22 protein-coding genes are annotated in these 26,698 nt (G+C 43.0%); 10 read left to right on the top strand and 12 right to left on the bottom strand.

From position 1 onward, the window contains the following. Window positions 1-232: 232 nt before the first annotated feature. Window positions 233-1,519 (bottom strand): saccharopine dehydrogenase NADP-binding domain-containing protein, encoded by a 1,287-nt coding sequence (locus Q6344_00830; GenBank protein ID WLG13934.1) that lies wholly within the window; start codon window positions 1,517-1,519, stop codon window positions 233-235. Between the two features lie 516 nt (window positions 1,520-2,035). Between Q6344_00830 and Q6344_00835 the strand changes: the two genes are divergently transcribed. Then, complete coding sequence (locus Q6344_00835) at window positions 2,036-2,191, top strand: DUF1328 domain-containing protein (protein WLG13935.1); 156 nt, start codon at window positions 2,036-2,038, stop codon at window positions 2,189-2,191. A gap of 116 nt (window positions 2,192-2,307) precedes the next feature. Here Q6344_00835 and Q6344_00840 read toward each other — a convergent pair whose 3' ends face one another. The 4 genes from Q6344_00840 to Q6344_00855 form a co-directional block, all read right to left on the bottom strand. Next, complete coding sequence (locus Q6344_00840; GenBank protein ID WLG13936.1) at window positions 2,308-2,601, bottom strand: 4a-hydroxytetrahydrobiopterin dehydratase; 294 nt, start codon at window positions 2,599-2,601, stop codon at window positions 2,308-2,310. A gap of 375 nt (window positions 2,602-2,976) precedes the next feature. Continuing rightward, window positions 2,977-3,270: a GNAT family N-acetyltransferase gene (locus Q6344_00845; GenBank protein WLG13937.1), complete on the bottom strand. Its 294-nt coding sequence runs from the start codon at window positions 3,268-3,270 to the stop codon at window positions 2,977-2,979. A gap of 222 nt (window positions 3,271-3,492) precedes the next feature. Further along, window positions 3,493-4,842, bottom strand: coding sequence for an acyl-CoA desaturase (locus tag Q6344_00850; GenBank protein ID WLG13938.1), 1,350 nt, complete (start codon window positions 4,840-4,842; stop codon window positions 3,493-3,495). A gap of 149 nt (window positions 4,843-4,991) precedes the next feature. Beyond that, window positions 4,992-6,215: an iron-sulfur cluster-binding domain-containing protein gene (locus tag Q6344_00855; GenBank protein ID WLG13939.1), complete on the bottom strand. Its 1,224-nt coding sequence runs from the start codon at window positions 6,213-6,215 to the stop codon at window positions 4,992-4,994. Window positions 6,216-6,652: 437 nt separating this feature from the next. Between Q6344_00855 and ettA the strand changes: the two genes are divergently transcribed. Next, the gene (gene ettA, locus Q6344_00860; protein ID WLG13940.1) at window positions 6,653-8,314 is read left to right on the top strand and encodes an energy-dependent translational throttle protein EttA; all 1,662 of its coding nucleotides are present in this window, start codon (window positions 6,653-6,655) and stop codon (window positions 8,312-8,314) included. A 161-nt stretch (window positions 8,315-8,475) separates the two neighbouring features. On the opposite strand, the gene plsB is transcribed toward ettA, so the two are convergent. Continuing rightward, a complete protein-coding gene (gene plsB, locus Q6344_00865; GenBank protein ID WLG13941.1) occupies window positions 8,476-11,304 on the bottom strand; it encodes a glycerol-3-phosphate 1-O-acyltransferase PlsB in 2,829 nt (942 codons plus the stop codon). A gap of 258 nt (window positions 11,305-11,562) precedes the next feature. On the opposite strand from plsB, the gene ybaK reads away from it, so the two are divergent. Beyond that, window positions 11,563-12,051, top strand: coding sequence for a Cys-tRNA(Pro) deacylase (ybaK, locus tag Q6344_00870; protein ID WLG13942.1), 489 nt, complete (start codon window positions 11,563-11,565; stop codon window positions 12,049-12,051). 107 nt (window positions 12,052-12,158) lie between these two features. Then, window positions 12,159-12,533 (top strand): 5-carboxymethyl-2-hydroxymuconate Delta-isomerase, encoded by a 375-nt coding sequence (locus Q6344_00875; GenBank protein ID WLG13943.1) that lies wholly within the window; start codon window positions 12,159-12,161, stop codon window positions 12,531-12,533. Window positions 12,534-12,570: 37 nt separating this feature from the next. Here the strand turns inward: Q6344_00875 and Q6344_00880 are convergent, their stop codons facing one another. Beyond that, window positions 12,571-13,053, bottom strand: a complete 483-nt coding sequence (locus Q6344_00880; protein WLG13944.1) for a hypothetical protein — start codon at window positions 13,051-13,053, stop codon at window positions 12,571-12,573. A 191-nt stretch (window positions 13,054-13,244) separates the two neighbouring features. Then, window positions 13,245-15,065: an acyl-CoA dehydrogenase C-terminal domain-containing protein gene (locus Q6344_00885; GenBank protein WLG13945.1), complete on the bottom strand. Its 1,821-nt coding sequence runs from the start codon at window positions 15,063-15,065 to the stop codon at window positions 13,245-13,247. A gap of 398 nt (window positions 15,066-15,463) precedes the next feature. Here Q6344_00885 and Q6344_00890 point away from each other — a divergent pair, with 398 nt between their 5' ends. Further along, the gene (locus tag Q6344_00890) at window positions 15,464-16,591 is read left to right on the top strand and encodes an FUSC family protein (protein WLG13946.1); all 1,128 of its coding nucleotides are present in this window, start codon (window positions 15,464-15,466) and stop codon (window positions 16,589-16,591) included. A 94-nt stretch (window positions 16,592-16,685) separates the two neighbouring features. Here the strand turns inward: Q6344_00890 and aroE are convergent, their stop codons facing one another. After that, the gene (aroE, locus tag Q6344_00895) at window positions 16,686-17,546 is read right to left on the bottom strand and encodes a shikimate dehydrogenase (GenBank protein ID WLG13947.1); all 861 of its coding nucleotides are present in this window, start codon (window positions 17,544-17,546) and stop codon (window positions 16,686-16,688) included. Window positions 17,547-17,990: 444 nt separating this feature from the next. On the opposite strand from aroE, the gene Q6344_00900 reads away from it, so the two are divergent. Together Q6344_00900 and Q6344_00905 are read left to right on the top strand one after the other, a co-directional pair. After that, complete coding sequence (locus Q6344_00900) at window positions 17,991-18,656, top strand: hypothetical protein (protein ID WLG13948.1); 666 nt, start codon at window positions 17,991-17,993, stop codon at window positions 18,654-18,656. Window positions 18,657-18,659: 3 nt separating this feature from the next. Beyond that, window positions 18,660-19,646: an aminotransferase class IV gene (locus Q6344_00905; GenBank protein WLG13949.1), complete on the top strand. Its 987-nt coding sequence runs from the start codon at window positions 18,660-18,662 to the stop codon at window positions 19,644-19,646. A 6-nt stretch (window positions 19,647-19,652) separates the two neighbouring features. Here Q6344_00905 and Q6344_00910 read toward each other — a convergent pair whose 3' ends face one another. Continuing rightward, window positions 19,653-19,847 (bottom strand): DpnD/PcfM family protein, encoded by a 195-nt coding sequence (locus tag Q6344_00910; GenBank protein ID WLG13950.1) that lies wholly within the window; start codon window positions 19,845-19,847, stop codon window positions 19,653-19,655. Between the two features lie 158 nt (window positions 19,848-20,005). Here Q6344_00910 and Q6344_00915 point away from each other — a divergent pair, with 158 nt between their 5' ends. Then, window positions 20,006-20,572 carry a hypothetical protein gene (locus tag Q6344_00915; GenBank protein WLG13951.1) on the top strand — a complete coding sequence of 189 codons (567 nt, stop codon included), beginning with the start codon at window positions 20,006-20,008 and terminating at the stop codon, window positions 20,570-20,572. Here Q6344_00915 and Q6344_00920 read toward each other — a convergent pair. Then, window positions 20,564-21,328, bottom strand: coding sequence for a DpnI domain-containing protein (locus Q6344_00920; protein WLG13952.1), 765 nt, complete (start codon window positions 21,326-21,328; stop codon window positions 20,564-20,566). The genes Q6344_00915 and Q6344_00920 overlap by 9 nt on opposite strands. Before the next feature lie 167 nt (window positions 21,329-21,495). Here Q6344_00920 and mltG point away from each other — a divergent pair, with 167 nt between their 5' ends. Together mltG and tmk are read left to right on the top strand one after the other, a co-directional pair. Then, complete coding sequence (mltG, locus tag Q6344_00925) at window positions 21,496-22,788, top strand: endolytic transglycosylase MltG (protein ID WLG13953.1); 1,293 nt, start codon at window positions 21,496-21,498, stop codon at window positions 22,786-22,788. Window positions 22,789-22,894: 106 nt separating this feature from the next. Further along, window positions 22,895-23,617, top strand: a complete 723-nt coding sequence (tmk, locus tag Q6344_00930) for a dTMP kinase (protein WLG13954.1) — start codon at window positions 22,895-22,897, stop codon at window positions 23,615-23,617. 153 nt (window positions 23,618-23,770) lie between these two features. Here tmk and Q6344_00935 read toward each other — a convergent pair whose 3' ends face one another. After that, window positions 23,771-26,173, bottom strand: coding sequence for a cation:proton antiporter (locus tag Q6344_00935; GenBank protein ID WLG13955.1), 2,403 nt, complete (start codon window positions 26,171-26,173; stop codon window positions 23,771-23,773). Between the last annotated feature and the right edge of the window lie 525 nt (window positions 26,174-26,698).

Genomic DNA, 26,698 nt, shown 5'->3' on the forward strand with positions numbered 1-26,698 from the left:
TATGGCTGTGACATTACTCTAGAAATGTGTAGCTTAATGTATTAAAAAGGCAAGAAGTGCCAATATCGTTTACCAAAGAATCACGTTATTATTATTTATTAACAATCGCTCAAAAGATTTCAATCTGAATAATGAGAAAAAATAGGCAATAAAAAACCGTATCTCGTTGCTAAGATACGGTTATTAATTAGATATTAAGAAGTAGATTGCTTCGATTTATAAATAGGTAATCTTACGAATCGACAACTTCAAAACTAAGACCCGCATGCTCTTCTAAACGCGTTAGTAGATGATTACCCATGGCAGAGGCTGGCGTCCAAAAACCACCACCAACTTCTTCTTTGCTGATATCTTGTGCTAAGCATAACGCTGCTTGCGCTAGCATACGCGAGGTACTGCCGTAACCTGGATCTTTGTCACCCGTTACTTTCGTATTGATGGTGTCTTTATTAGCTGTTTCCCCAAAGAGGCGAATGTCAAAGTAGCCGTTTGCTTGCTCTTCTGCAGACGGACCAGAACCTGACTTGGGTAGCACGTGCTTAGCTAATAATTCACGGCTCGGTTTGACCATCATAGCAGTGGCAAATCCAAACAAGCCGGCGCTCATTGCATAGCTTGATAATTGACCTTTCACACCATCTTGCATCCACATTGCTTCGTCATATTTAAAGTCACGACCATATTCATAGCCAAGCAATTGGTTGGTGCGATGCACGATACGGGTATTGATGCTAGCCATCACAAAAGGCGCAAGCCAGCGTTTGTGCTCACTATCGTATTCTGGCTTACTGACATTAGCTTGGCGCACGTTTGGCGCATCTTTATCATCATTGAGTAAATAAGGATTTGCTACCTGCTTACGACGTGACTTGTCCTTTCCAACTTCTTCAAAAATAGTCGCCATCGAGGCAATGGTGCCACCTGATAGACCGCCTTTTGCCGCTTTGACACGCATATGAATCACATCACAAGCGCGACCAAATTTTTCTTCTGCTTGGGTTTGGGTAAAGTAGACGCCCAAATCTGATGGAATCGAATCAAAGCCACACGAGTTGACAATACGAGCGCCGCTTTGCTTTGCCGCGTCCTGATACTTGTCCATCATATCTTTGATAAAGATAGCTTCACCAGTGAGGTCGACATAATCTGTCCCATGAGTTGTACAAGATTTGATCAGCGGCTCACCATATTTAAGATAAGGACCGACGGTTGAAATGATGACTTGGGTTTGTTTTGTCATTTCATCAAGGCTGTCCGCATCGTCACTATTAGCAAGAATAATATCGACAGTGCTGCCAAGTTTAGACTGCAATTCGTTCAGTTTTGCTTCATCACGTCCAGCAATCGCCCACGTGACGTCGGCGCCATCTTTGTCTTTAGTATTAGATAAAAACTCTGTTAAATAGTGTGCTGTGATTTGACCAACAAAGCTGGTTGCACCATATAAGACGACCGCGTAAGGACGATTTTCATTGTTGTTCTGTCGTGGATTGTTTGCAGTATCCGTATTGGTATCCATATTTATTATCCTTAATAGATGTTTTGATGAGTCGTGTGACGTTTAAAATTTGTTGCCATTTAACAGTCAGAGTTTGAGGTCTGATTTTTTGATAGCAATCAGGCAGATATATTAAAGTATTTTTGACCAGTAAAAATGACTTGTAAGTTACTGTTTATAGCAGATTATATGATGGAAATGTTGACGGCTAAGTAATAACTAACTATCTATACACATAACTCCCATAAAGAGATGAAAAAAAGGTTCGATGTTAAGATTTGCTACAAAGGTTACATAACCTACCGATATCATTACCAAAATGAACGTTTTCTAAAGATAAATATTGCTAATCTATGGTCGTAAGCAGTATTAATGGTTAGAAAACTAATAAATGTCAAAAAAACAAAAAGTAAAGAAAAAGGAGTTTTAGAGAGAGCAAGGCAGTCATTAATAATAGTAATTATTTCTTATTAATAATTGTCCATTGCATCAATCTAAATATCTGGTTTTCTAATAATAATTTTTAAGGAGAAGATTATGTTTCGCTGGGCTATTATTTTTGCCGTGATCGCACTGTTAGCAAGTTTATTGGGTTTTGGCGGTGTCGCAGGATTGTCTGCTAATTTGGCATATATTTTCTTAGCAGTCGCTGTCATTCTATTTATTGTGGCATTTGTAAGCCGCAAGATGTAATTAATACCTATAGATTGTTAAATAAAAAAAGTCCTCAATTGAGGACTTTTTTTGGTATTTAATAATGTATTTACTAATAAAGGATTTTTATAAACATTATAAAAACAAACACATCACTATAAACGTTTCGGCTGGACTATGTGTTCCATCCGTTTCGCCAGACGAATATCATGGCTGGTAATACCGCCGGTATCGCCAGTAGTCAAGCGTACCTCTACCACGTTATACGTGTTGCGCCATTCGGGATGATGCTCGAGCGCTTCGGCATGGAACGCTGCTTGATTCATAAAGCTCATGGCTTCGATGAAATCGCTAAAGTGATATGTTTTTACGATAGCATTGCCCTCGCGCTGCCAACCGGGCAATTCTTCTAGCTGCAAATTTACTTGCTTATCAGATAAACTACTCATATTAATCACCTTTATTATTATGTTGGTTTGGTTTATTAAAAACTATATCAGGCACTACATTGTAGCTGTCAAAGCTATTGTACGAAATATCAATCCTCTTTTTCAGTTGTATCATTGACGCTATTACATCACTGTAAAGACCTTCTGTTCTATCGGCATTATAGGTCAGAAAACCCGCCTATATTTGCTATCTTGCCATATATTCGAAGATAAATATACGAGGGCAGATAGCAAATAAATAGGAGGGTAGTAGCGTATTAACGTTCCATTTTTATTGGCCAAGCTGAACCATAGTAGATGCTTAAAACATTTCTAAAGAAATTATGACGCTTATTAGCATACTGCATTTTCTATGGCTCATCGCTAAAGAGTGGACTATAGCAAGTCTTGGTAATCAGGATGTTTGCTGATATATGACGAGACAAATGAGCACTGTGGTATCACTTTTTTATTTTGTTCACGAGCATAGTTGAGGGCATGCTTGACCAATGCTGAGCCAATACCGCGCCCGCCTAGCTCCTGAGGTACGATAGTATGATCATAAACTAATGTATCGTCACGCTCTTGATAGCTAATATAGCCAGTATAACCGTCAATAGAGGTCTCAAAGCGTTTAGCCTGTTCATCATGGGTGATGGTTAGGTTTTGTTCAGAGTTTTGATTTTTCATGGATATTCTCCGTTATTATTGATTATTATCGTTAACTATTATTGGTTTTTTTTAGTATGGATCAAGCGTATTTTTAAATGAAAAAAGCTTGAATGACCGAATAGATTATTCACTAAAGTATGAGTCCTTTCGATTCACATTTATAGTTCTTTAGCGTAAGAGTCGATAGAGTAAATGTTAAGACTAAAGAGATCGACCAGTGGTCTCCATATGAGCTGCACATCAAGCATAAAATAAGGCTTGGCGCATGACAGGGGGAAGATATTTACCTAATCCACGTATAGCGGGCAGCTCTTTTGGTCTTTCTGTTACGGCATGATTTGTTTCAGCGATTGACGTAGTTTGTGAGTGTAAATAAGACTGCCATTCTTCAGCACTTGGCTTGCTAAAGTGGCGGATACGTCCCAGCATTTGCCGGAATTGTGTACCAAAGCGCCCAGTATTATAGGGTAGATTGTACTTGCGACATATCGCCTGTAATTGTGGTGCGATACGAGCATAGTGACTGGCTGGCATGTCAGGGAAAATATGATGCTCGATTTGATGCGATAAATTACCCGTCAAAATGTGAAACAGCTTACTGCCCTGAATATTGCTGGAGCCAAGAATTTGACGCACATACCAGTCACCTTTAGTCTCATCGGCATCGAGATGGCTATAGATATGGGCTTGTTCGGTAAAGTGTCCACAGAATATCACCGCCCATGTCCACAGATTACGAGCGATATTGGCAGTAACATTACCGCTCAGTGTCGTCATAGCACTATGCCGACCTAATGTCAGCCCTGCTAACGTGGGTAGCACAATATGATCTTTGCCCACTTGCCGGGCGATTTTGGCAAATAATGCGCGAGATTTCTGTTGCATGGTTTGGTGTCGATTAGGGGAGTCTGCATATTCGTCGACACTGATTTGAATGTCATGAAAGGCGACAGCCCACTCAAAACCTAGAGCCAATATCGCCGTTTTAAACATATTATGGGGGTCGCTTGGCGTCCAAGGTTGCTCATCAGTCACGCGAATTAAGTGATAGCCAACATCATGGTCACGACCAACGATATTGGTAAAAGTATGATGCAAGTAATTATGAGAGTGTTGCCACAATGGGGCAGGACAGACAATGTCCCAATCAAACTTTTGGCTATTGAGATACGGGTGCTGCATCCAGTCATACTGACCATGCATGACATTGTGCCCAAGCTCCATATTATTTAGAATTTTGCTGAGACTCAGTAGTGAGGTACCCAATAACCAAGTCGCGACAATTTTACGTTTTGATTGCAGGCATCCAGCCGCTGCCAGTAAGCCACGCGCTGTCATTTCACTATAGACTACCGCGGCATACACTCGTTTAATGTATCGTGCGTCATCACTACCTAACGAATCCATCACGCTTCGGTAAAGCACATTTAATTCATGAGCGAGGGCATCAGATTGCGCCTTTGGTAAGGGCGCTCCTGTCAACGTTGGGTAGCGAGTCAACTGCTTTGCTTTCTGCTGTTTTGCATCAGTTAGTGTGGTCAAAACTGGTACAGCAGATTGTGCAGTAGTGACGGGTGGTAGCAAGCGCATAAATAATCCTTAACCGAAATGGTACGGAGAGTCGGCACTGAGTTCGGTTCAATAAGTTGTTTAAGTTTTTACCGTAGGCTATAAGGTAACAGCAGGCTATGTTTCTATCTTATGAGCCGTTATGAGCATTTATTTTTATCACCGTGTTGCTAAATATCCAGCACAACATCAGTCATGGCAATGTTGATGCAAGTTTGAATAGATTCATAACCATCACTGCTCATTTTTCCTGTGTGAATATTTTTGACCACACCGCTGACTTTATTGCAGCGACACAACTGGCAGATACCTTGTCTACAACCATGCGCTAAGCGAATTCCTGCGTCCTCTGCGGCATTCAATAATGTCATGCCACTATCAAACTGCCGTTGCCTCGCCCGTAAATAAACAGTATGTTGTGCTGCGTGTTTTTTTCTATCGAGCGCCTGTTTGTTATCAAAATTGAAATCAGGCAACGCATGACCAAAGTTTTCTACAATGATATTATCGCGCAGGTTTTTATTGTGCGGTAATGTTATCTCTGCCGCTGCTTTATATAATCCAGTCAACAGAGCCTGTGACCCGCATGCAAATATTTGCGTATCTGCCAGCGGTAGGTTTAATGCCAAAAAACTGTCTACGCTCAAGTGTCGCTTGCCAGCCAAATAAGTATCAGATTTCTCAGTATTGACCAGATGATAGGTGAAAGCTGGATACGCTGTGCTCAGTTGTTGCCATTGGTTTTTGAACGCGAGCATTTCAGTGCGACTGTAATATAGCAACGTCACCTGATGTCCGTTGTCCAGTGCTTGCGTGATGAGCCCTAACATGGGCGTAATACCGCTGCCACCCGCGATAAATAATAAAGAAGTAGGCTTTTCGGCAGCTGATTTTGTCTGTACCTTTATAGATGATTGTGCCAAAGTGAAAGAGCCACTGGGGACACTACTGTTGATGACACTGCCAAGTGCCATATGTTTGGTTAAATAATCCGAAACCAAGCCTTGTGGCTTAATAGCAATAGTAACCGCAAGATAAGGGGGTTGCTTTTTGCTATCGCCACTATTAATACTGTTGCCAGTAGTAACGTCGTGCCACCAGAGCGGTTGGTGCGCCAAACCTAATAATGAATAGCTGCGCTGATGATACACACCTTCAATAAGAAGGCTTAAGTTAAGATGTTGACCACCCTGCCAACCACGTTGCGGACTCACTAATTGCCGTCGAAAAGCATGATTGGTCTCAAATCTGAGCGCTATTAAGTCATCGCTAAGGGTATACCGCGCAACAAGTCGCAGCTTTGGGACAGTGAAAGACCAAAACGGCTGTAAGTGTGATCCAATAAAATCGATAAATGCATGTTGAATCATTTCAGGACGATAGCCGTTGGTCATATTATCAGTACCTTTGTTAATACTATCAAAATGATTGACGTCATAAATAGTGTGTTCACCTGTGCACCAATTTAGCGGATATCACTTAGGTCAGGTCGAGTGAATCTGTTAAGTTATCCTAACATGCTAACGGCTATTGATTAAATTTGCGAAAGTTTTGATGCTATTTTTTGTGGTCTTTATAAAACAGTTATAAGTCAGAATGTTAAGCGAAACGGTTCGATAGTAGGTTTCGTTACCGCTTTTAGCTAGAAAGCTGAGCACTCTGTGACAAAAGCCGTAAAACAATCGTTAAAACAATCTGTTGGCTTGCAGGGTATGCGCCACAATGCGATAATGGCTTATAATTTGTAACCCTGATTTTGAGGTGCAGCACGCTTGGCATCATTGCTAAGTATGATTCGCTTGCCTCTTTTATGCAGTCTATCGGAGTGTTAATGGCTCAATATATTTACACGATGAACAACGTGTCAAAACTTGTTCCGCCTAAGCGTGAAATTTTAAAAAATATTAACTTATCATTTTTCCCAGGTGCCAAAATCGGTGTCCTAGGTATCAATGGTTCAGGTAAATCAACCTTGCTACGCATTATGGCGGGTGTGGATACTGAATTTAGTGGTGAAGCACGCGCGCAAACTGGCACCAAAATTGGTTATTTGCCGCAGGAACCACAGCTTGACGACAGCAAAGACGTGCGTGGTAACGTCGAAGACGGTATGCGTGAAGCCTTAGATGCGCTTGCACGTTTAGATGCTATCTATGCAGAATACGCTGAGCCTGATGCTGACTTTGATAAGCTTGCTGAAGAACAAGGCAAGATGGAAGATATCATTCAAGCGTGGGATGCCCATAACTTAAATACTCAGCTCGAAAAAGCGGCTGATGCCTTACGTCTGCCACCTTGGGATGCGGATGTTAGTAAGCTGTCTGGTGGTGAAAAACGCCGTGTGGCACTATGCCGTTTGCTATTGTCACGCCCTGATATGCTGTTACTTGACGAACCAACCAACCATTTGGACGCCGAATCTGTTGCATGGCTAGAGCAGTTCTTGCAGAACTACAGCGGTACAATCGTTGCCATTACCCATGATAGATATTTCCTAGACAACGTCGCTCAGTGGATTTTGGAGCTAGATCGTGGCCATGGCTATCCGTATGAAGGTAACTATACTGAGTGGCTCGAGCAAAAGAACACGCGTTTAGAGCAGCAGAATAAGCAAGAAGAGTCATTTGCTAAAGCACTGAAAAAAGAGCTGGATTGGATTCGCAAAAACCAAAAAGGTCAACAAGCCAAGTCTAAATCTCGTGTACAGCGCTTTGAAGAGTTGAACTCAACAGAGTTCCAGCAGCGTAATGAGACAGCTGAAATTTATATTCCGCCCGGTCCTCGTTTAGGTAATAAAGTCATTGAAGTGAATAACATCTCCAAATCATTTGGTGATCGTCTGCTTTATGAAAACCTAAGCTTTAACGTGCCAGCTGGTGCGATCGTCGGTATCATCGGACCAAATGGTGCGGGTAAAACCACGCTATTTAATATGATTACCGAACGTGATACGCCAGATACGGGTTCAGTCGATTTGGGCGAAAGTGTCAAAGTTGCCTATGTTGGTCAGGTACGTGACAACTTAGATGACAGCAAAACCGTTTGGGAAGAAGTGTCTGACGGTCTTGATATTATTACGGTTGGCGATTACACCACGCCAAGTCGTGCTTATATCGGTCGCTTTAACTTCAAAGGCTCAGATCAGCAAAAGCACGTCGGTCAATTGTCAGGTGGTGAGCGTAACCGTTTACAGCTAGCTAAGACATTGAAGCAGGGCGCGAACGTCTTGCTCCTTGATGAACCTTCAAACGATTTGGACATTGAAACCTTACGTGCGCTAGAAGATGCGATTCAGGTCTTCCCAGGTACGGTCATGGTCGTCTCGCATGATCGCTGGTTCCTTGACCGTATCGCGACTCATATCTTGGCGTTCGAAGATGAAGGCCCAGTTTGGTTCGATGGTAACTATTCTGAGTTTGAAACGTATCGCAAAAAGACGATGGGTGATGCTGCCACTCCTAAGCGCATGAAATATAAAAAGATTTCGACTTAGGACTGTTGTTTAAAAGGTAGTTACTTAAAAGATAGTTGTTAAAAAAAAAGCTACTTAGAAATTTCAAATTTAAAGATAAAAAAAGACCTCTAATCAATTAGAGGTCTTTTTTTGCTCGATATATTTAGTTTAGCTCATTAAATATTATAGCTGGTTGCAGATTAACGCTTACGCCCAAATTTACGCTGCTTTTTATTACTAATCTCAGTAATCGCATGGGTAATTTCTTCTTCATCTAAGCTGGCGACTTGCTGCAAAATCTGCATCATGTCAGGCGTTAGCACGTACTTAGCATGACTAGCAATATCATTGATACGATGATCAAAGGTCAATACGCCAGTTTCATCATCTTTTTGCAAGTAATCAAGACGAGTCAAGGCACTGATGAAGCTGGTGAATAAGGCGCGGTCAAAGAAATCAGGAATATCATCTGCATATAGTACAGATAAGCGCTGACCCAGCAGATGACACAGATCAACGACTTCGCTTTCGGTTAGATTGCCTGAGCCTTGCTGGGCGAGTAGGGCAAGCGTCATAAAGTAACGCTCAAGGCTCTGTCCGACAGGCGTCGCTAGCACTTGCAGCTGCTGATAGCATTTGCTGTTTGACTCAGGGACGCTGAGTACGCCATCACTCAATTCGACAATTAGACCATGCGAGAGTAGGCTGTCGACTTTCTTGTTTAAGGTATCAGCTAAGCCATGTGCTGGGTAATATAAGAACAGCTCGCTTTGTAAAAATGGATAGAGTTGCTTAGCAATATTGTCCAAACGACTGCGTTCGATACGGCCGTTACGCGCCACTAATGCTGATAAGAAAGACAGTAAAATAAACACATGCAGGATATTATTACGGAAATAGCTGAGCAATGCCGCTTGTTTACCGGCAATCTGAATGATGTCTCCTAAGATATGCGGTGTACGTTCAATGAGCTTTAGCTTGATACCATAATCAATGATTTGCTGCGGACTCATATCTGTAATGACGGTATCATCTGAGTAGGACAACTGCTGAGCAAGACCTTGATAAAGGGCAATTTGCTCACGGCAGATTTCTTCATCTAAAGCTGCTTTAGGCGCTGATAATAATACCAATGATAATAACGAAACGGGCGTCACAACCGCCGCCTTATTGATGTGCTGCATGATTTTGACGCCGATGTTATCGACCATCGCGCTGGCTTTATCATCGAGCGGGGTATCGGTGCGATCCGTCGGCAAGCTATTGGCTGGCACATCGAATTTTGTCATAAAGTCGCTAAGATGCAGCGGTGTGCCAAAGCTTAGATGTACATTACCAAAGATACGCTCAATTTTACGACCAACTTTGAGTAAGCCTAGTAAAGATTCAGATTCTTTTGGCTTGCCTTTTAGCTCACCAACATAGGTGCCACCTTCCATAATACGCTCATAACCGATATAAGTCGGAATGAAAACCACTGGCTTCTCAGAATGACGTAATTGACTGTGCACTGTCATTGCTAGCATGCCCATCTTCGGTGGTAATAAACGTCCTGAACGCGAGCGACCACCCTCGATAAAGTATTCAATCGGTGTGTTACGCGTAATAAGGGTGTGCATATATTCGCGGAGCACGGCAGTATAAAGTGCATTGCCACGAAAGCTACGACGTATATAAAAGGCAACCGCGCCGCGTAATAATGGCCCTAATACGGGTACATCTAGGTTGTCACCAGCAGCGACATAAGGAATGCTCAGACCGCGCTTGTAGATGACATAAGATAGCAATAGATAATCGACATGGCTACGATGACAAGGCACATAAACCAGCTCATAGTCAGTCGCAAGCTCACGAACGCGCTCAAAATGATGGACTTCTACGCCATCATAGAGTTGCGTCCATAACCACGTTAAAAACTTATAAAAACCGCGCACGATGGAATGTGAATAGTCATTGACCATCTCATTGGCATAACCTTTAGCCAAGACACGGGCTTCACGTACACTGATACCGGATTCTACTGCTTCTGCCTCTATCGCATGTTTGATAGCTGGTGAATACACCAGCTTGTCTACTAAGTTGCGTCTGTCTGATAAATCAGGACCGAGCATACTGGCGCGCTGCTTGTCTAAATAAACCGTAAGCCGCTGCTGTAGCATACGTACCAGTTCACGATTGCTGTCAGCGGTCGCTACCAAAGCATAGTTTGGTGCTTCGTCGGCGTCGCCCACGCTACTCGTGATGTCTAAATTGCTGTCTTTTGCAGAATTTTCTTTTACATCACCTTCTTTTATAGAGTTCTCTTTCACAGAGCTTTCTTTTATAAAGTTCTCTTTTGAATCAGTAGCTAGCGAATCAAAAATAGAAAACCCTTCTTCATCACCTTTAAGGCTATCATTGATAAGGGTACGTAGATCTTGAGGTGGATGGAACTGTACAAAGGTATCACGTCCCATTACTCCGATATTAAAGAGCTGCTTGGTGATGCTAGGGTCTTGCCAGTTGTCAGCGGTCAGCAGCTTAAACAGTGAATCCTCTTTTTCTGGGGCGCGTCCCCATAAAATAGAGACGGGCACCAAACGTACTTTTAGCTCTGGATATTGCAAAACAGCAGACACCAAACGTGACAGGCGCGGCGATAGCTGACTGTCTTTGGCGCTTGGATGGTTCAAAAATATGATGGCTGCGTTTTCTTTGATATTATGGGCGGCATCATGTACCCCAACCAATGCTGGTGGTAAATTGTGCTCTTGCGTCTGCAGGTCAATCAAAATACTGTTGGAGCGCGAATAATCTTGCAACACATAAAATCTTAGCGTTTGATCGTTTGTATCGAACTCAGGTAATTCACCCAATAACTTAGGTTTAACAGCGACATCGAGTAGCTGCCCCGATAGCTTGCGATAAATTTGATTAATCGGCGCATTGGAATAAGGCTTGGGGGCGATTGGATTGACGTCAGTATTAGAAGCGCTGTCGGTTGTGACTGGCGCTTTAAAAATCCGTTTTTTTAAGAACTTCGGTATCATAATCAGTATCAAAAATAGTCAAATATGTTGCGCTTATGATGCCATAAAAGCCATCAAAGCGATATATAGTGTCTGTATATACTGCTAATATTAATACGGTCTGGTTACTATATAGTGAGTTAAGCCGCTCTTAATAAGCTCAAATAATTGAAAGTTAATGTATTTAGCGCAATAATGGTTCGGCGACAACCAAGAGTCACTATAGAGTAATTATGTTTAAATCTACCCATTAATATCATTGATATAAGCTGAAATATTATGACACCAGCGATTAATCTTGCCAAACAACGCGCTCTGAAATATCAATTACACGACTATGTCCATGACAGTAATGCCGCCTCTTTTGGCTTAGAGGCGGCAGAAAAGCTAGGCGTGGATGTGTCACAAGTGTTCAAAACCTTGGTGGTATCGACAGAGACTGGTGCGCTTGCCGTTGCTATCTTACCCGTAGATAAAACGTTAAACTTTAAAAAAACGGCTAAGGCGCTATCTTCGAATAAATTGCTGACCTGCAAAAAAGTGCAAATGGCGGATCCTAAGCAGGTAGAGCGTAGTACGGGCTATGTGCTAGGCGGCGTCAGCCCATTGGGACAAAAGAAGCGCTTGCCGACTATCATAGACAGCTCGGCTGCAGAGCAGACAACGATTTATGTCAGCGGTGGTCGCCGTGGTTTAGAAATTGAGCTGCCACCAGCACAATTAGCTGAGACCCTTGCTGCTTGCTTTAGTACTATTATTGATGACTAAAAAGTTACTGATGACTAAAAATCGTTGCCGCTGACGGGCTGTTCAATCAATCCTGAAACGATGGCTAATATTTTACTCCCTCACTCATATTTTATAAGGACATATTCATGCCACATCTAACCATTCAAATGACGCCCAATGTCAGTATTGCTCATGAAGAATCATTGCTTAAAGCGTTAAATAAAGCGTTATGGGACAGTGGGCACTTTGGCACACCGACTGATATTAAAGCACGGATCGTGCCCATTGAGACGTTTTTGGTAGGCGTTGAAGATGATGAGCAGGCGTATGGCTTTATTTATGCGCATCTAAAACTAATGACTGGTCGTGACCTAGTTATTCGTAATCAGCTAGCAGGGCTGCTGGTGACGGCGATAGAGCAGGAGATAGGCGCAGAGCAATCAGGGCGAGCAGCCTTACAGATATGTGTGGAAGTTGAAGAAATTAGCGCGGTATATCACAAAAAAATGCTGGGTAGCTAAAATGCTGATATCTTCCGAAACGATGATTCATCAATCGTTATAAGTATTCACATAGCGATTTACTGGCATATGTGGGTAATATCACTACCTCAACCTTATAACCAGCCGTTTTGCCTTCAGTCGCCATCAAATTTCGGGCAATGCGTAAGCGATATTCTCCGGTTGCGGGTAGGCAGCCTTGATACACGATACCGCCTTTGCTGCCATCTTGCGTACCGTTTGGCATATGTAATACGCCGACATTGGCTGTCTCAGGCGTACCAGTAAGTGGTGCAATATTAATAACGGCATATTGCCAGCTGGTGGCATCAAAGCGATACCAGCGCTCATCTTCATTGGGGCTTAATTTGCCAGTGACCGTACTACTGATCGCGCCTTTGGCAAATTTAATAGGAGTGTCAGGGTTTTTAGCCAGCTCCGTAGCACTAGTTGCGCTAAAACTGATCAGTGCCGTACTGAGCAGTAGCACTCGTATAGATAATGAGGCTAAAGAAGTTTTTTGATGATCAATGGATAACATTATTGGCTCCTAAAATGGCCATTTATCTATAATAAGTTACTCATTAACCCTCATCTATGATGTATATTTATTGTCGATAGGCTTTAATGAGAACGTCTGTACTTTTAGTTAAGCATAAAAAAGCGCCTACATGCTAGGCGCTTTTTTTATTGATTATTGCTTAATTGTGATGCTATCTTATTCTAAAAAACTTAGTCTAGAAAAGCAAAGTTCTCAATCTTCATTGCTGTCATGCTGTCACTTGGTGCAACCATGGCTTCGGCATGCCCCGAGGTACGTGGTAACAACTTATCAAAGTAGAATTCAGCCGTTTGGATCTTAGCTTTGTAGAATTCTGGGGATTCAGTGCCGCCGTTTTCTAGCTTGTCATAAGCGACTGCTGCCATACGCGCCCAATGATAACCCATCATGACATAGCCTGAGTACATCAAGAAATCGTCTGATGCAGCAGAGATGATTTCACGATCTTTACGTGCCATTAGCATCAAGCGGACAGTCAATGTATTCCACTCAGCACATAGCTTGGTGAGTGCCCAAACGAATTTACGCATGTCTTTATCAAGTGCATACTCGCCACACCATTTCATGATGCTTGAGGTATAATCACGGATGATTTTGCCTTTAGACTGCAAGATCACTTTACGACCGAGTAAATCCAATGCTTGAATACCAGTTGTACCTTCGTACATGGTGGCGATACGAGCATCACGAGCGATTAGCTCCATGCCCCATTCTTTGATATAGCCGTGACCGCCATAGACTTGCTGACCGTGTTTGGCCGCTTCAATGCCTAGCTCAGTTAAGAAGCCTTTTAGGATTGGTGTGTAGAAACCCAATTTATCATCCCATTTTTCAAACTCTTCATCATCGCCATTGATGATACCTTGTGCCATTTTATCGGCATAGCGCGCAGAATGATAAATCATCGAACGACCGCCTTCGGCAAAGGCTTTTTGGGTCAATAGCATACGACGTACGTCAGCATGGTTGATGATAGCATCAGCAACTTTTTCAGGCTCTTTTGTGCCTGATAAGGTGCGCATAGAACGGCGATCTTTTGCATACGGCAGCGCGTTTTGGAATGACAATTCAGTATGCGCCAAACCTTGGATACCAGTGCCAATACGGGCTGTGTTCATAAAGGTGAACATAGCTTTTAGACCTTTGTTCGGTTCACCAATTAAGTAACCAACGGCATCATCAAAGTTTAGGACACAAGTAGCCGATGAGCTAATGCCCATTTTGTGTTCGATCGATCCACAAGTCACGCCATTACGCTCGCCAATTTCACCTTCAGTAGTTGGCAAGAATTTCGGTACGATAAATAATGAGATACCGCGTGTGCCTTCTGGTGCATTTGGCAAACGTGCTAAAACAATATGAACGATGTTTTCCGTTAAATCATGCTCACCACTTGAGATGAAAATCTTAGTACCGCTAAGCTTATAAGAGCCGTCATCTTGTGGAATGGCTTTAGACTTAACCTGACCCAAATCCGTACCACATTGTGGTTCAGTCAAGCACATGGTACCAGCCCAAGAGCCTTCGACCAATTTATGCAAGTAGGTTTCTTTTTGCTCATCGGTACCATATTGCATAATGGTATTGATACAGCCAGTTGATAGACCAGGATACATTGCCCATGGCCAGTTCGCCGTACCGATCATTTCAGCTTTAATTAAGTTCAATGAGGTCGGTAAGTTCATACCGCCGTACTCTTCAGGGTAAGAAATACCTTGCCAGCCGCCTTCTACAAATTGATCATAAGCTTCTTTAAAGCCTTTAGGGGTTGTGACCACACCATTCTCAAAATGACAACCTTCAGCATCTGCTGGTTGATATAAAGGCGCTAAGACATTTTCAGCAAAATCTGCCATCCCTTGAAGAATCATATCAACGGTTTCAGGATCGGCATTTTCGCCATTGTCCAAATCTTTATAATGAGTTTGAAAGTCGAAAACATCATTTATTAAAAACTTGATATCACGTAAAGGTGCTTTGTAAGTTAACATAGTCGCTCTCTTTAGTTATTCGCTATCATAAATGGCTAGCTCGGTATTTGAGCCACGTTTCATGTAAAAGGGTGTTTAATCATTTGGGGTAAGAATAGACGATATCACGGCTCGTCATTCAGATTTATCAAAAACAGCTCATCCATTTTGATTGCCTTTAAGGCATCCTTGATAAAAAACAGCTGTCGCGGCGTTACTGTCAGTATAAATCTTCTATAGCGACAAATATATAACTAATAACTAATATTCATAATTAATATTTTAAATCAAAACATTAATTTATGTATTGATGGATTCGGTTTTTATCAGCGTCTGTGGTTAAGTACCTATTAATGATAGATGTGACCGTATCAGAAAAACATTTTTTAACTGCATTTACGATATAAGGAAAGCCAATTATGAGCGCATCTAAGCGCAAGGCAACGCGAGCATCTTGGCTGACAGCGTTATTTGCTCGCATAAAGGCTTTAATTGATGGGGAGCTGGCGCATCTGCTGACAGTGAACCGTAGTAAGAGACCGTGGCATATGCCAATTATCGCGGCGATTGCGATTAGCTTCCCCGTGTTTGTGGGCGCTTACTTTGGTGCTTTATCGTCAGGTATTAAAGCGTCTTTGGGGGCGATGGTTATTTTGAATATACCGTTAGTGGGCAAGCTGCCGTATCGATTGGTGACGGTGATGGCTTGGGGTTTTGCCATGTCGCTGTGCTTTGCGCTCGGTCTAATTGCTCAGCAAGTCCCGCTATTAAAGCTGCCGATATTTACGCTAATGGCGTTTGGTATTGTGATTTTTGGACGTTATTATCGTCAGCCGCCGCCAGCGGGACTGTTTGTGATGATGGCAGGTGCTATTGCGCTATTTATACCGCTGGCTTTGGAAGACATTTTGCGTGCAACTGGACTGGTGATGCTTGGCAGTGGCTTTGCTTTAGTGATGGCATTGCTGTATTCGTTATTTTTACTGGCAACGCGCCCAGCGACGCCGACGCCTACTTATAGCTACGAGCCAGATACCATTACTGAAAGTTTGATTGTCGCCAGTTTTGTCAGTTTAGCCTTGCTCATCGCCGTTACTTTACAGCTGTCCAACCCCTATTGGGCAGCAGTTAGTTGCTTTTTGATTATCCAAGGTATTCATTTGCGTACCATGTGGATTAAGCAAATACATCGTTTACTCGGTACAGTATTGGGTGTGGTTTTGGCGAGTTGGATGTTGTCTTGGGGATTATCAATATGGGGTGTCGCACTGGCGATACTGACGATGATGCTTTGTATCGAGACGTTGGTGGATCGACATTATGGCTTGGCAGTCATATTTATCACGCCGCTGACGATATTTATTGCAGAATACGGCAGTGGTCTACCGCTTTCTGAGTCCGCCTATCAAGAAGTGATTCGCACGCGCCTTTTTGATACCGTGATTGGCTGCTTGGTGGGTCTGAGCGGCGGAGTAGTGATGCATTCAACCAACTTACGCATACCACTACGGCGTATCGAAAACTGGCTGCTGGCGCGCTTTGGCTAATTGATGAGTGTCAAACCACCAGTACGTTTGAAATAAAGTATTAATCAAAGTCGCATGAGCTGAGTTCATGTGGCTTTTTTTATGTCAATTTTGATTAACGACTTTGTAGCGTTTCGGTCGCTTGCGCAACATCGATCGTATGACCTGTCCAACGCTCAAAGCTTAGCGCTGCTTGTCCGATGAGCATGCCATAACCATCAGAAATCTGTGCGCCACGCGCAGAAAAATGCTGCAAAAACGGCAGCGTGCGTCCGTACATCATGTCATAAGCATAGTCACCGTTTAGCGTGTCGCTTAGTGGTAGCGTATCTGCTGATAAACCAATAGAAGTCGCATTGATGATAATATCAAACTGTCCATTTAAATCCGCCGTGCGACAAGTTTCAATCTGCTGCTCATGAATAGCCGTGCTTGCCGCGCTAAGCTCAGTGACTAACGCTGTTGCCTTGCTCAGCGTACGATTGGCAATCGTAAGATGTGCGATACCAGCTTCAATCAATGGTAATATCACCCCACGTGCTGCGCCGCCTGCACCAATGAGTGCCACGCGAGCCTCTTTTAGTGGCCAACCCAAACTTACGATGTGATTGACCAGTCCTTGTCCATCGGTATTATCGCCATACAATGCCTCGGTGATCGGCACGCCACTTTTTACCAGCGCTTTATTTAGTAGTATTGTATTGACTGCGCCTGCAACTTTGGCATGTTCCGATAAACCACCGCGCGCCGCGCAGCAGTCATAAGCGATTTGTTTAAAAGGTACAGTCACGTTGGCTCCAACGCCGCCGCCCTGAAAAAATGCCTCAAGCACCGCGGTAAAACTGGCTGCATCATCGGGGCAATATTGGCGTTGATAGCTAATCTCAATACCCGTCTGCGCTGCAAATAACGTATGAATTTCAGGGGATTTGCTGTGGGCAATGGGATTGCCGATAACGATAAAATGCTGGGTCATAATAGGTCTGCTTGCGATAAGAGGCAAAAATTAATCAGTAGAAGGGTATTGATATACAATCATCATAAGGGATAACGCGATATTTGACAAATCGGTGGTCTAACGAGTAAACACTTGAATAGGTAGGTTTTTTGACAGGGTAGGTCTTTAACAAATCTGTACTGTCTGGGAGCGTTATCCGTAACGTAAAGGGTGGTCAAGTGTTAAGCAGTTGGGTAAACTAGAGAGCATGAAAATTTTATATTGATATTTTGGCAGTTGCATAACTATCAGTAACTGAACTGTCAAAAATCAAGCCATAAGAAACTGACATGACAAACTGAGTCATAAAATACCAAGTATAAGAACCCTTGTTTATAAAACATAATGTCCATTATCAGCGGCCTATCTGCCTGCTCGTTAATACTATTTTGAGAATCATCTAAAAGTGTGAGTAAATTGCCCATGTGGAATAATAGCCTACAGACCCTCTTGGTCGGTACGATAATGGCAGTCGGCGTGTCGCTCAGTGGCTGTGATAGCAGTAAAGACGACGCCCAAAAAGATGCCGATATGAGCGAGCAAACCGTCGCTGACGATGCGCTAGTACAGGACAATGCTGCGCCGAACGCCGATTTAGACGGCGCTACTGCTCAGCAAGGTACACAAGTGAAATATGACGTTGCGGGATGGGGCACTAAAAATGTAGCGTCACTGAATGTCGATAATTTAGATGAGATCAAGGCGACTTTTGGTAAGGTCATGAGCACTGATGAGAACAGCCTCGACTATGCCAGTAATCCAGCCGCCAAATATCGCTTTATGGATACCGATGCGCCGTATTTGGATTTGATTGATTCTGAAAAGTATCTCGAACTGGGCTGGTACTTTGCCAATCCTACTGACTCTGATAAAGAAAAAGAGATAAGTCAAAACCATGCTGAAAAAGCGCATAAGCTTGCCCGCCAACTGATGGGTGATGAGGGCGGACAACTGATTTCTGATATGCTTAATGGTCAAATTATCAAAAATAAAGTCATCGGTGGTCAAAAAATAGAACTGGCAAAATGTGAGTTTTATAGTTGTATGCTGGTCATCAATAAATCTGCTGCCCAAACAGATAAGAAGTAAGCTGTGCTCGCTATCATGCCGCTCAATAATTGGCTATGCATACATCCATCAAGTGCTACGACGGATATCTCAGACACAGTATCGCTAGACAATCGTGGGTTGGCATATGGCGATGGATTTTTTACCACGATGGGGGTCATCGATGGGCAAATACTGTGGTTGGCTCATCATCAGCAGCGCCTTATTTCCCATGCTGAAGCTTTACAACTTGAATTAGACAGTCACTCTGTATTGGCTATAATACGGACGCATGCCGAGCAACTACAACAAGGCATGCTGAAACTGATGGTGACTCGCGCCGTGCAAGATGTCCGTGGTTATGGCTATGTGCCAACCATATCTGGTAGTGCTTGTGAGATTTGGCTAAAATCCTCTGCGATGACTGTCACTACGACCGAGCAATTACGCTTACCTGATGGGTGCTCAATCCCGATGCAGCCTATCAGTTCTGCCATTTGCCTATCTTCGCAGCTTGCTTGCTTACCGCCACCATTAGCAGGACTCAAAAGCCTCAATCGCCTCGACAATGTGCTGGCAAGTGGTGAGTTACAAGGCATCAAAGCCCAAGTATCGGAAGACAATATCAAACCCAGCATCGGCGAAGGTCTGCTACGAGATATGAGTGGTCGTTGGGTTGAAGGTACGATGAGCAATGTCTTTTATCAATTATCAGACGCGCCTTTAGTAACACTATCATCAGAAAAAACGTCATTAGAAAAATTGTCTACGCCGCCGCTTTATCAAAATAATGCAAACTATCTAACCACTGGTCAATGGTATACACCATCCATGGCGAAATCTGGCGTCGCTGGCGTGATGCGGCAAGTCATTATTGATGCTTTGTCTGGTACGGAGCAGCCCGTCATTGTCAGATCATTAAAAGATGAGGATTTGCCACGACTAAGCCAGCTATTCTTTTGTAATGCGCTGCGCGGTGTGATGCCAATGAGTAGCCTGACGTTATTATCGGGTGAAATGGTGAGATTTTGAGCGATTCTAATCGTATTTAAAAATATTAAACTTGGTATCAATAAAGTCATCTGGGTACAAAATAACTTCCTCATTGTGATACATATCTTGCGCTTTTAATAGTGCTTCTTGCTCGTTCTCTGCGTTAACCTCCACGATATTATTCAACGTCTCGACAATCTCTATCTGAAAGGCTCTCTTCAGTTTTTTATCTACTTTCATCATTACTATCCCCGATATACGCTTATCAAAATTTCTTGAGTATTTATATATTCTAGGTTAGCAAAGGCGCTTAAAAAGAAGTGATCGTCTTTTGTTACGTAGACTTGTGCGATAAGGAAAATCGATCAATGATAGTGTTTTGATAAGGAGAGATATCCATGGACTACATCTACGAAGATGAACGAATACCTTTACAAATCCGTCGACTATTAATTTTTGATGAGATTTGCAAATTAGCAAAAAAACAACCTGATGAAATTATTCATTTATCAAGATTTACTGAATTGTCGCTCGGTGTTATGTATTTGAAAGACTTTAAAAAATTTATCGCGTTTGGCGGCGTGTTTGAGTATGCAGAAACAAGAGAAGAAGTTATCGAGCAACGCATTAGAGTTTTTCCTAATGATGAACCAGTCACACGTGCGCTGACAGTCAATTTAAAGCAGTTTACTATACCTACGCGCACAGCTATCCAGCTGGTCTGGTATTGGAATAACTATGTTAAAAATAGAATGCATGCTTACGTCGATTATCGAGAAGAGCACTTTTTTAAAATCAATGATGAAATTGATGGAGAGTATCCACCGCATAAGTTTCATGACCGTCTCGTTGCAACGGCACGTTTACCTTTATGGGACGATAGAGAGGAGTTAATTGCAGACGTGTACCGTGATAATGAGGGAAAACCAAGGCCTGAGCGATTCAATGAGAAACGTTTAATATAATTTGCAATAACGCCCACGACCAGTAAATTCAATAATACCTCTATCACGCAACACTTGTAATTGCTGACGGATTTTATCTTTAATGTGATTATTTTCAGGATGTTTACGCTGTAATTCATCAGCAAAAGCATAAACCTGATTGAGAGAGAAATTAGCATCCAGTCTATCAATACATTGCCAAACATCCAGTGTCCAACCACGCGAAGCTGTAGATTGCTTACGTAGAAACAAGGTTTTTTGAAATTGCTCGGTGACATTATCGCGTGATATGACTTGCTGGTTTTTCACCAAAAATACTTTGCCTGATTCGGGCACTTGTCGTAAATCAATATTGCAACCAACCCAACCGGCACGTTTAGCAGAGACTGATAAAGGCTTACGTTTGACAATCATATCAGGCTTAAAAAAATGCTTAGGAATAATCAGGAAGTTGTTAACGCTATATTCTTGAGAATAGGTTAAAAAGAAAAAGTTAGGATTGTTGTCGCTACTGATACGCTCAATCATGGTGTCATAAGCGCCATCATTGATAATGTTGCTTAACTTTGCTTGCTTACTTTTGAGCTCATATTGCTCATTACAATTTGTACAATAAAAGTCAGCGACAGGCTTGTTGTTAGTAAATTCCGCCAATGGTTCAGCATCGCAATTAGGGCAGTAACTTTGGTTGGCAACCCAATCCTCGCTTAATACACGAATTTTCTGAGGTTCGGATTTGTAGTTTGCAGCGAGACTTTGATTAAAATGTAGGTTCATAACCAGTTTTCGTTATTAAAGAAAAGGAAAAACACCAAAAGAAGGTAGAAACATTAGCCCATATCAGCAGGCGTAAATACCAAGATAATTCATAAGCTAAGCAAATACCATTGAAAATCGTACGGTTCAGTGCTAAATTCTAGCAAACTTCTGCCTCGCGAGTTGCCATGAGCAAGCCTACATCTGAAACGCCTCCTGAACGCCCTAATGAAACGCCATCGAATAAACCGGATAGCAGTGTTGAGGAGCGTGTCGATACCACATTACCGGACACGCAACCAGCAGTCGATGGGGTAGAGGAAACGCCAGCGACAGATGTGTCACTCATCAGTGGAGCGGCTAAGCCACGCGAATATAAAGCGGATAATCAATCTTTCTTTATGCAGCGTGGCTATCAAGTGTTGCTAGTGCTGGGGCTTATCGCTGCGTTTTTCTTAGTGATGGTCTATCAGACATTGTTTGGGCGGATTGAGCAGCCAAAGCAAATGGTCACCATTGAGCAGGGTCAGAGCTATTATGGCTTACTGCCGCAGTGGCAACAGCAAATCCCGCTGTTTTCTGCCACGATTGCCAAGCTCTATATGAAAACAAAAGTCGATGGCCCCTTACATGCTGGTATTTATCAATTACCAGAAAACCCTACCTTTGCTGAAACGCTACATATACTTGGGCAAGGGGTAAAAGCATCGATGGTAAAGGTGCAAATCATCGAAGGCAAAACCTCTAAAGATTTATATCAGACGTTACGGGATAATAAAGGCATCAAAAAAGAGGTACTGACCGACGATAGTGGCAATGATAGAGACAATGCTGGTATTGCTCAAGTGTTGGATTTGGTCGGTATATTGCCAAATGAAGTGATCAATAGTAACGACCCTATCGTCAATCACAATCTTGAAGGCTGGTTTGCCCCTGACACTTATTATTATGGGGAAGGTAGCACTGATAAGCAGGTACTGACCGATTTATATAAGCGTCAGCAGCAAGTATTGACTGAAGCGTGGGAAAATCGTGCGCCCAATTTGCCTTATAAGACGCCTTATGAGGCGTTAGTGATGGCCTCTATTATCGAAAAAGAAACCAGTGTGGCAGAAGAGCGTCCTTTGGTCTCTGCGGTGTTTAGAAATCGTTTGGATAAAGGCATGCGAATGCAGACCGATCCGACCATCATCTATGGTATGGGCAGTCGCTATGAAGGCAACATTCGCCGTAAAGACATTGATGAAAAAACGTCTTATAACACCTATCAAATTGACGGCCTACCGCCAACACCTATCGCGCTACCATCGGCTGCCTCTATCGAAGCGACCTTGCATCCAGCAGATAGTGACGCATTGTACTTTGTAGCGACGGGTAATGGCGGGCACAAATTTACCAATAGCTTGGCGGCGCACAATCAAGCGGTAAAGGAATATCTTGGCGTCATGCGTGAGAAAAAATCACAAACCCCGCCGCAGTAATTTAATCCTCTATCTTTTCTCAAAACCTATCGTGAACTGAGCGTTATGCAACTGTCTACATAACGACATAAAGACATAACGCTCATCAATGACATAAGGTCATATCATGTCAGCATCTATACAAGACCACGTATCTCAAACAGTCCAGTCGCAAGCAAGTCAGCCCAAAACAAGCAATGACATCAATGATATCGCACTCAATCAAGGGCGCTTTATCAGTTTTGAAGGTACTGAGGGCGTAGGCAAAACGACTGCCATTGAGCAGCTGTGCACACGCTTAGACGATAACAATATTGCGTATCTGCGTACCCGTGAGCCGGGTGGTAGCCGGTTTGCAGAACGTTTGCGCGCTATATTATTGGACCCTGCGACCGACATCAATGATGATACAGAGCTATTGCTACTATTTGCGGCGCGCTGCGACCATATGCAGCAAGTGATTTTGCCAGCGCTACAACGTGGGACGTGGGTAATATGCGACCGTTTTACCGATTCTACCATTGCTTATCAGGGCTTTGGGCGGGCACATGGCGATGCGGTGGTACGAGCCAAAATTGAGTCGCTTATCGAGCAGTTTGTGCCGCAACTACCTGAGCTGACATTGTGGCTGGATTTGCCCGTATTAGAAGGTATGACACGCGCTAATAAACGTAGCGCCGCTGATAGATTTGAGCAGCAAGCGACCGAATTTTTTACTTGGGTGCATAAAGGCTTTAATACGCTGGCGACTCAGCACCCCGAACGGATACAGCGCATTGACGCATCAGGCAGCGCCGATGAGGTGAGCGCGCGAGTATGGCAGGCGGTACAAGGCAGATTTGATGTTTAGTCACTGATTTTATAAAGCCATCACCTAGCCAAATAAAAAGCCCCAACATTGCGTTGGGGCTTTTGTGATTTATAAACTATGATATTTTATAAAGTATTAAAACAGTCATCAAGGTATTGTCAAAACTTTGTTAAATCAAAGCTGTGGCAAGAATTATTTATCCTGTTTATTCACAGCTTTATTATCTGAAATTTCTTGAATATTGTCTTTGTTAATGTTGTCTTTAGTGATATCGCCTTTAGTAATATCGACATCAGAGCTTGCATTGGTTGTATTATCTTGACCAGAGTCGGGTAAACGATTGGGATCAAGCGCGCCCTTCTTGGTTTTAGGTGCGTTGCCATTACCATTCGTACTACTGTTGTTAGACACTTTATTTTTAGGCATTGCCTTCGAAGTCGCTGTCGAGTTGGCTGACATGACGTCTTTATTAACGACGTCAATAGACTCATCTTTTGACGTTATTACTTTGTCATTCAAGGTGTCTGGCGTGGTTTTAGTTTCAGCACTGCTGCTCGAATGGTTTGATATCTCGTTAGCTGCATTTTGCTCAGCGACTTTCTGCTCAGTGATTTTCTGCTCAGTGATTTTCTGCTCAGCGATTATTTCTTTAGCGCTGTCGCTATCAGTGGCAGTGGATTGTTCTGTTGCATCAACACTATCATCGTTCAGCTCTTTTTCTTTACGCTTTTCAGGCGCTTTTGAGCTGGACTCAAAGTTAGCATCAGCTGCCAGTCGTGCCTGCTCTTGTTTAGGTGTCACATCGACAGGTTTTGGCTGTACTTCATCTTCTACCACCAGTGAGATGAGCTTGCGATCGCGTGGTACGATGCCGTCAAACTTATCGGTAATGACGTGTAGCTTGCCTTCTTTGTCGATTGTATACAGCGGCACGAATTGCTTATTGTCGGCTTTGTATTGCTCAAAGCTGTAGCTGTCAGTAATGTTGGTAATCTTGATACGGGCTTTTTTCGACAGCATACTGGCAAGTTTGGTGTAGGTGACGTCTTTGCCAAACAGCCACTGCGAGTGGAAGTTGCCTTGCTTATCATCGCGCTCGCTTTTGACCTTTTCGTCGCTGAACTTGAGACGGTACAATTTGCGCTCACCAAATTCATGACGGTAATGAATCTCAGATAAGGTGTTCATCTCTTTGTCCATACTCATGGCAAACAGCCGACCGATACCGATCAGGTCAAGATGATGATCGGCGTGATCAGAGATGGGATTGCCAAAATAAGTACGCAGACCACTCATGCGTGCACGGGCAATATTGGTATAGTTGTTGTGTGCGACGATGACATCAAAGCCCTGATCTTTTAGAGAAGTTGCTACCAAAAGCGCAATGGGATTTGAGCCGACGATAAGAATACCATTGGTCTCAGGCTCACGGACACCCAGCAAGTTGCCGACTATTTTTGCCCCCAAGCCCTGAATCATAACCGTGCCAATAATGACCATGAATACTAAGGGCACAAGCAGCTCAACACCTTGGATATCGTACTCTTGCAGACGAATAGCAAACAGTGATGAGATGGCTGCAGCGACGATACCACGTGGCCCAATCCAACTAATCATCAGCTTTTCATTGGTCTTTAAGTTTGAGCCAATAGACGATGCCCAAACGGATAAAGGTCGCGCCACAAACATGACGATAGCAAGTAACACCAGACCTGCGAAACCAACGCTAAGTAAGCTTTCCAGCTCTACACGTGCTGCAAGGATAATAAACAGCACAGAGATAAGAAGGATGGTTAAAGATTCATTGAACTCTAAAATCGTATCGCGTGGGAATTTTGGCCAATTCGCCAATGCCACGCCCAATACAGTGACTGTCAATAGCCCAGACTCATGCTCTAAATGGTTCGATACTGAAAATAACACCAAGACAAAGGCAAGCGTAAAGACATTGCGTAAAAATTCAGGAATCATATGCCGACGCATCAAGAAGGCAAGTAGCCAAGCGCCTGCCATACCCATCGCTGTCGCTAATACCACGATTTTGGCAAACAATAAGATACTGCTGGCTTCGCCGCCTGAGATGATGTATTCATAGACCAAAACCACGGCAATAGCGCCGATTGGGTCAATGATGATACCTTCCCATTTGAGGATATTAGAGATGGTCTTATTGGGACGCACACTACGTAATAGCGGCATAATCACCGTTGGACCCGTGACGCACACGAGCGCACCGAACAGCAAAGCAATCAGTGGATCGACATTGAATAAGAGATAAGTCGATAACGCCACGATAGCAATGGTGATAAGTACACCGACCGACACCAGCATTTGCACCACGGTGCCATGCTGTTTAATCTCGTCAAACTCTAACGTCAGCGAGCCTTCAAATAGGATAATCGCCACGCCCAAAGAGATGAAGGGGAACATCAGCTCCCCCAGCACCAAGTCAGGATCGAAGACTCCCAGCACTGGGCCCACGATAATGCCAATCAGTAATAAAAATAAAATGGACGGTTGCTTTAAATACCAAGCCAACCATTGGGCAGCAATGCCAATCCCAACCACGCCAGATAATAATAGGGCGGTATCCATAAATTGATCCTTTTATAATCTTGTCGTATTTTATAGCTATCAACCGCTTTTTTAGAGTCGCGGCTGCCAGTAGTATAGTAATAAGTTGACGCTACTCGCTATAGAGACACATCTCTATGAAACGTAAGCGACGACAATGGTATCCATCATGAATCACAACATGAGCCAGATATGATATAACTACTATAGAGTAGTAAAGACAAAAGCATTGCTAGAAAAAATCGTTAATCTTATATAAATCGCATATGGCATCAAGCTCGCTCAGACTATTATTGATAGTACTGTCACGCGACTTTTTTTATCCATTTATCTTGAATCGACCATCGCATTATTCTAGTGATGCAAAAGATGAAAAATAAGGGTGATAATAGCCAGCTTTATAAAACAATAGTCAATAATGATTATTTATAGACTTTAGTTTGCTTGAAAAGTTATTTGGCTTGCTATCATAACATGCTTTTATTTCATGCTGAGCAAGGCCGTATCTAGCACGATATCAGTAGGCAGCGTTAAAACTATACAATA

This window comes from Psychrobacter cibarius, assembly GCA_030686115.1.
Classification (GTDB): Bacteria; Pseudomonadota; Gammaproteobacteria; order Pseudomonadales; family Moraxellaceae; genus Psychrobacter; species Psychrobacter cibarius_C.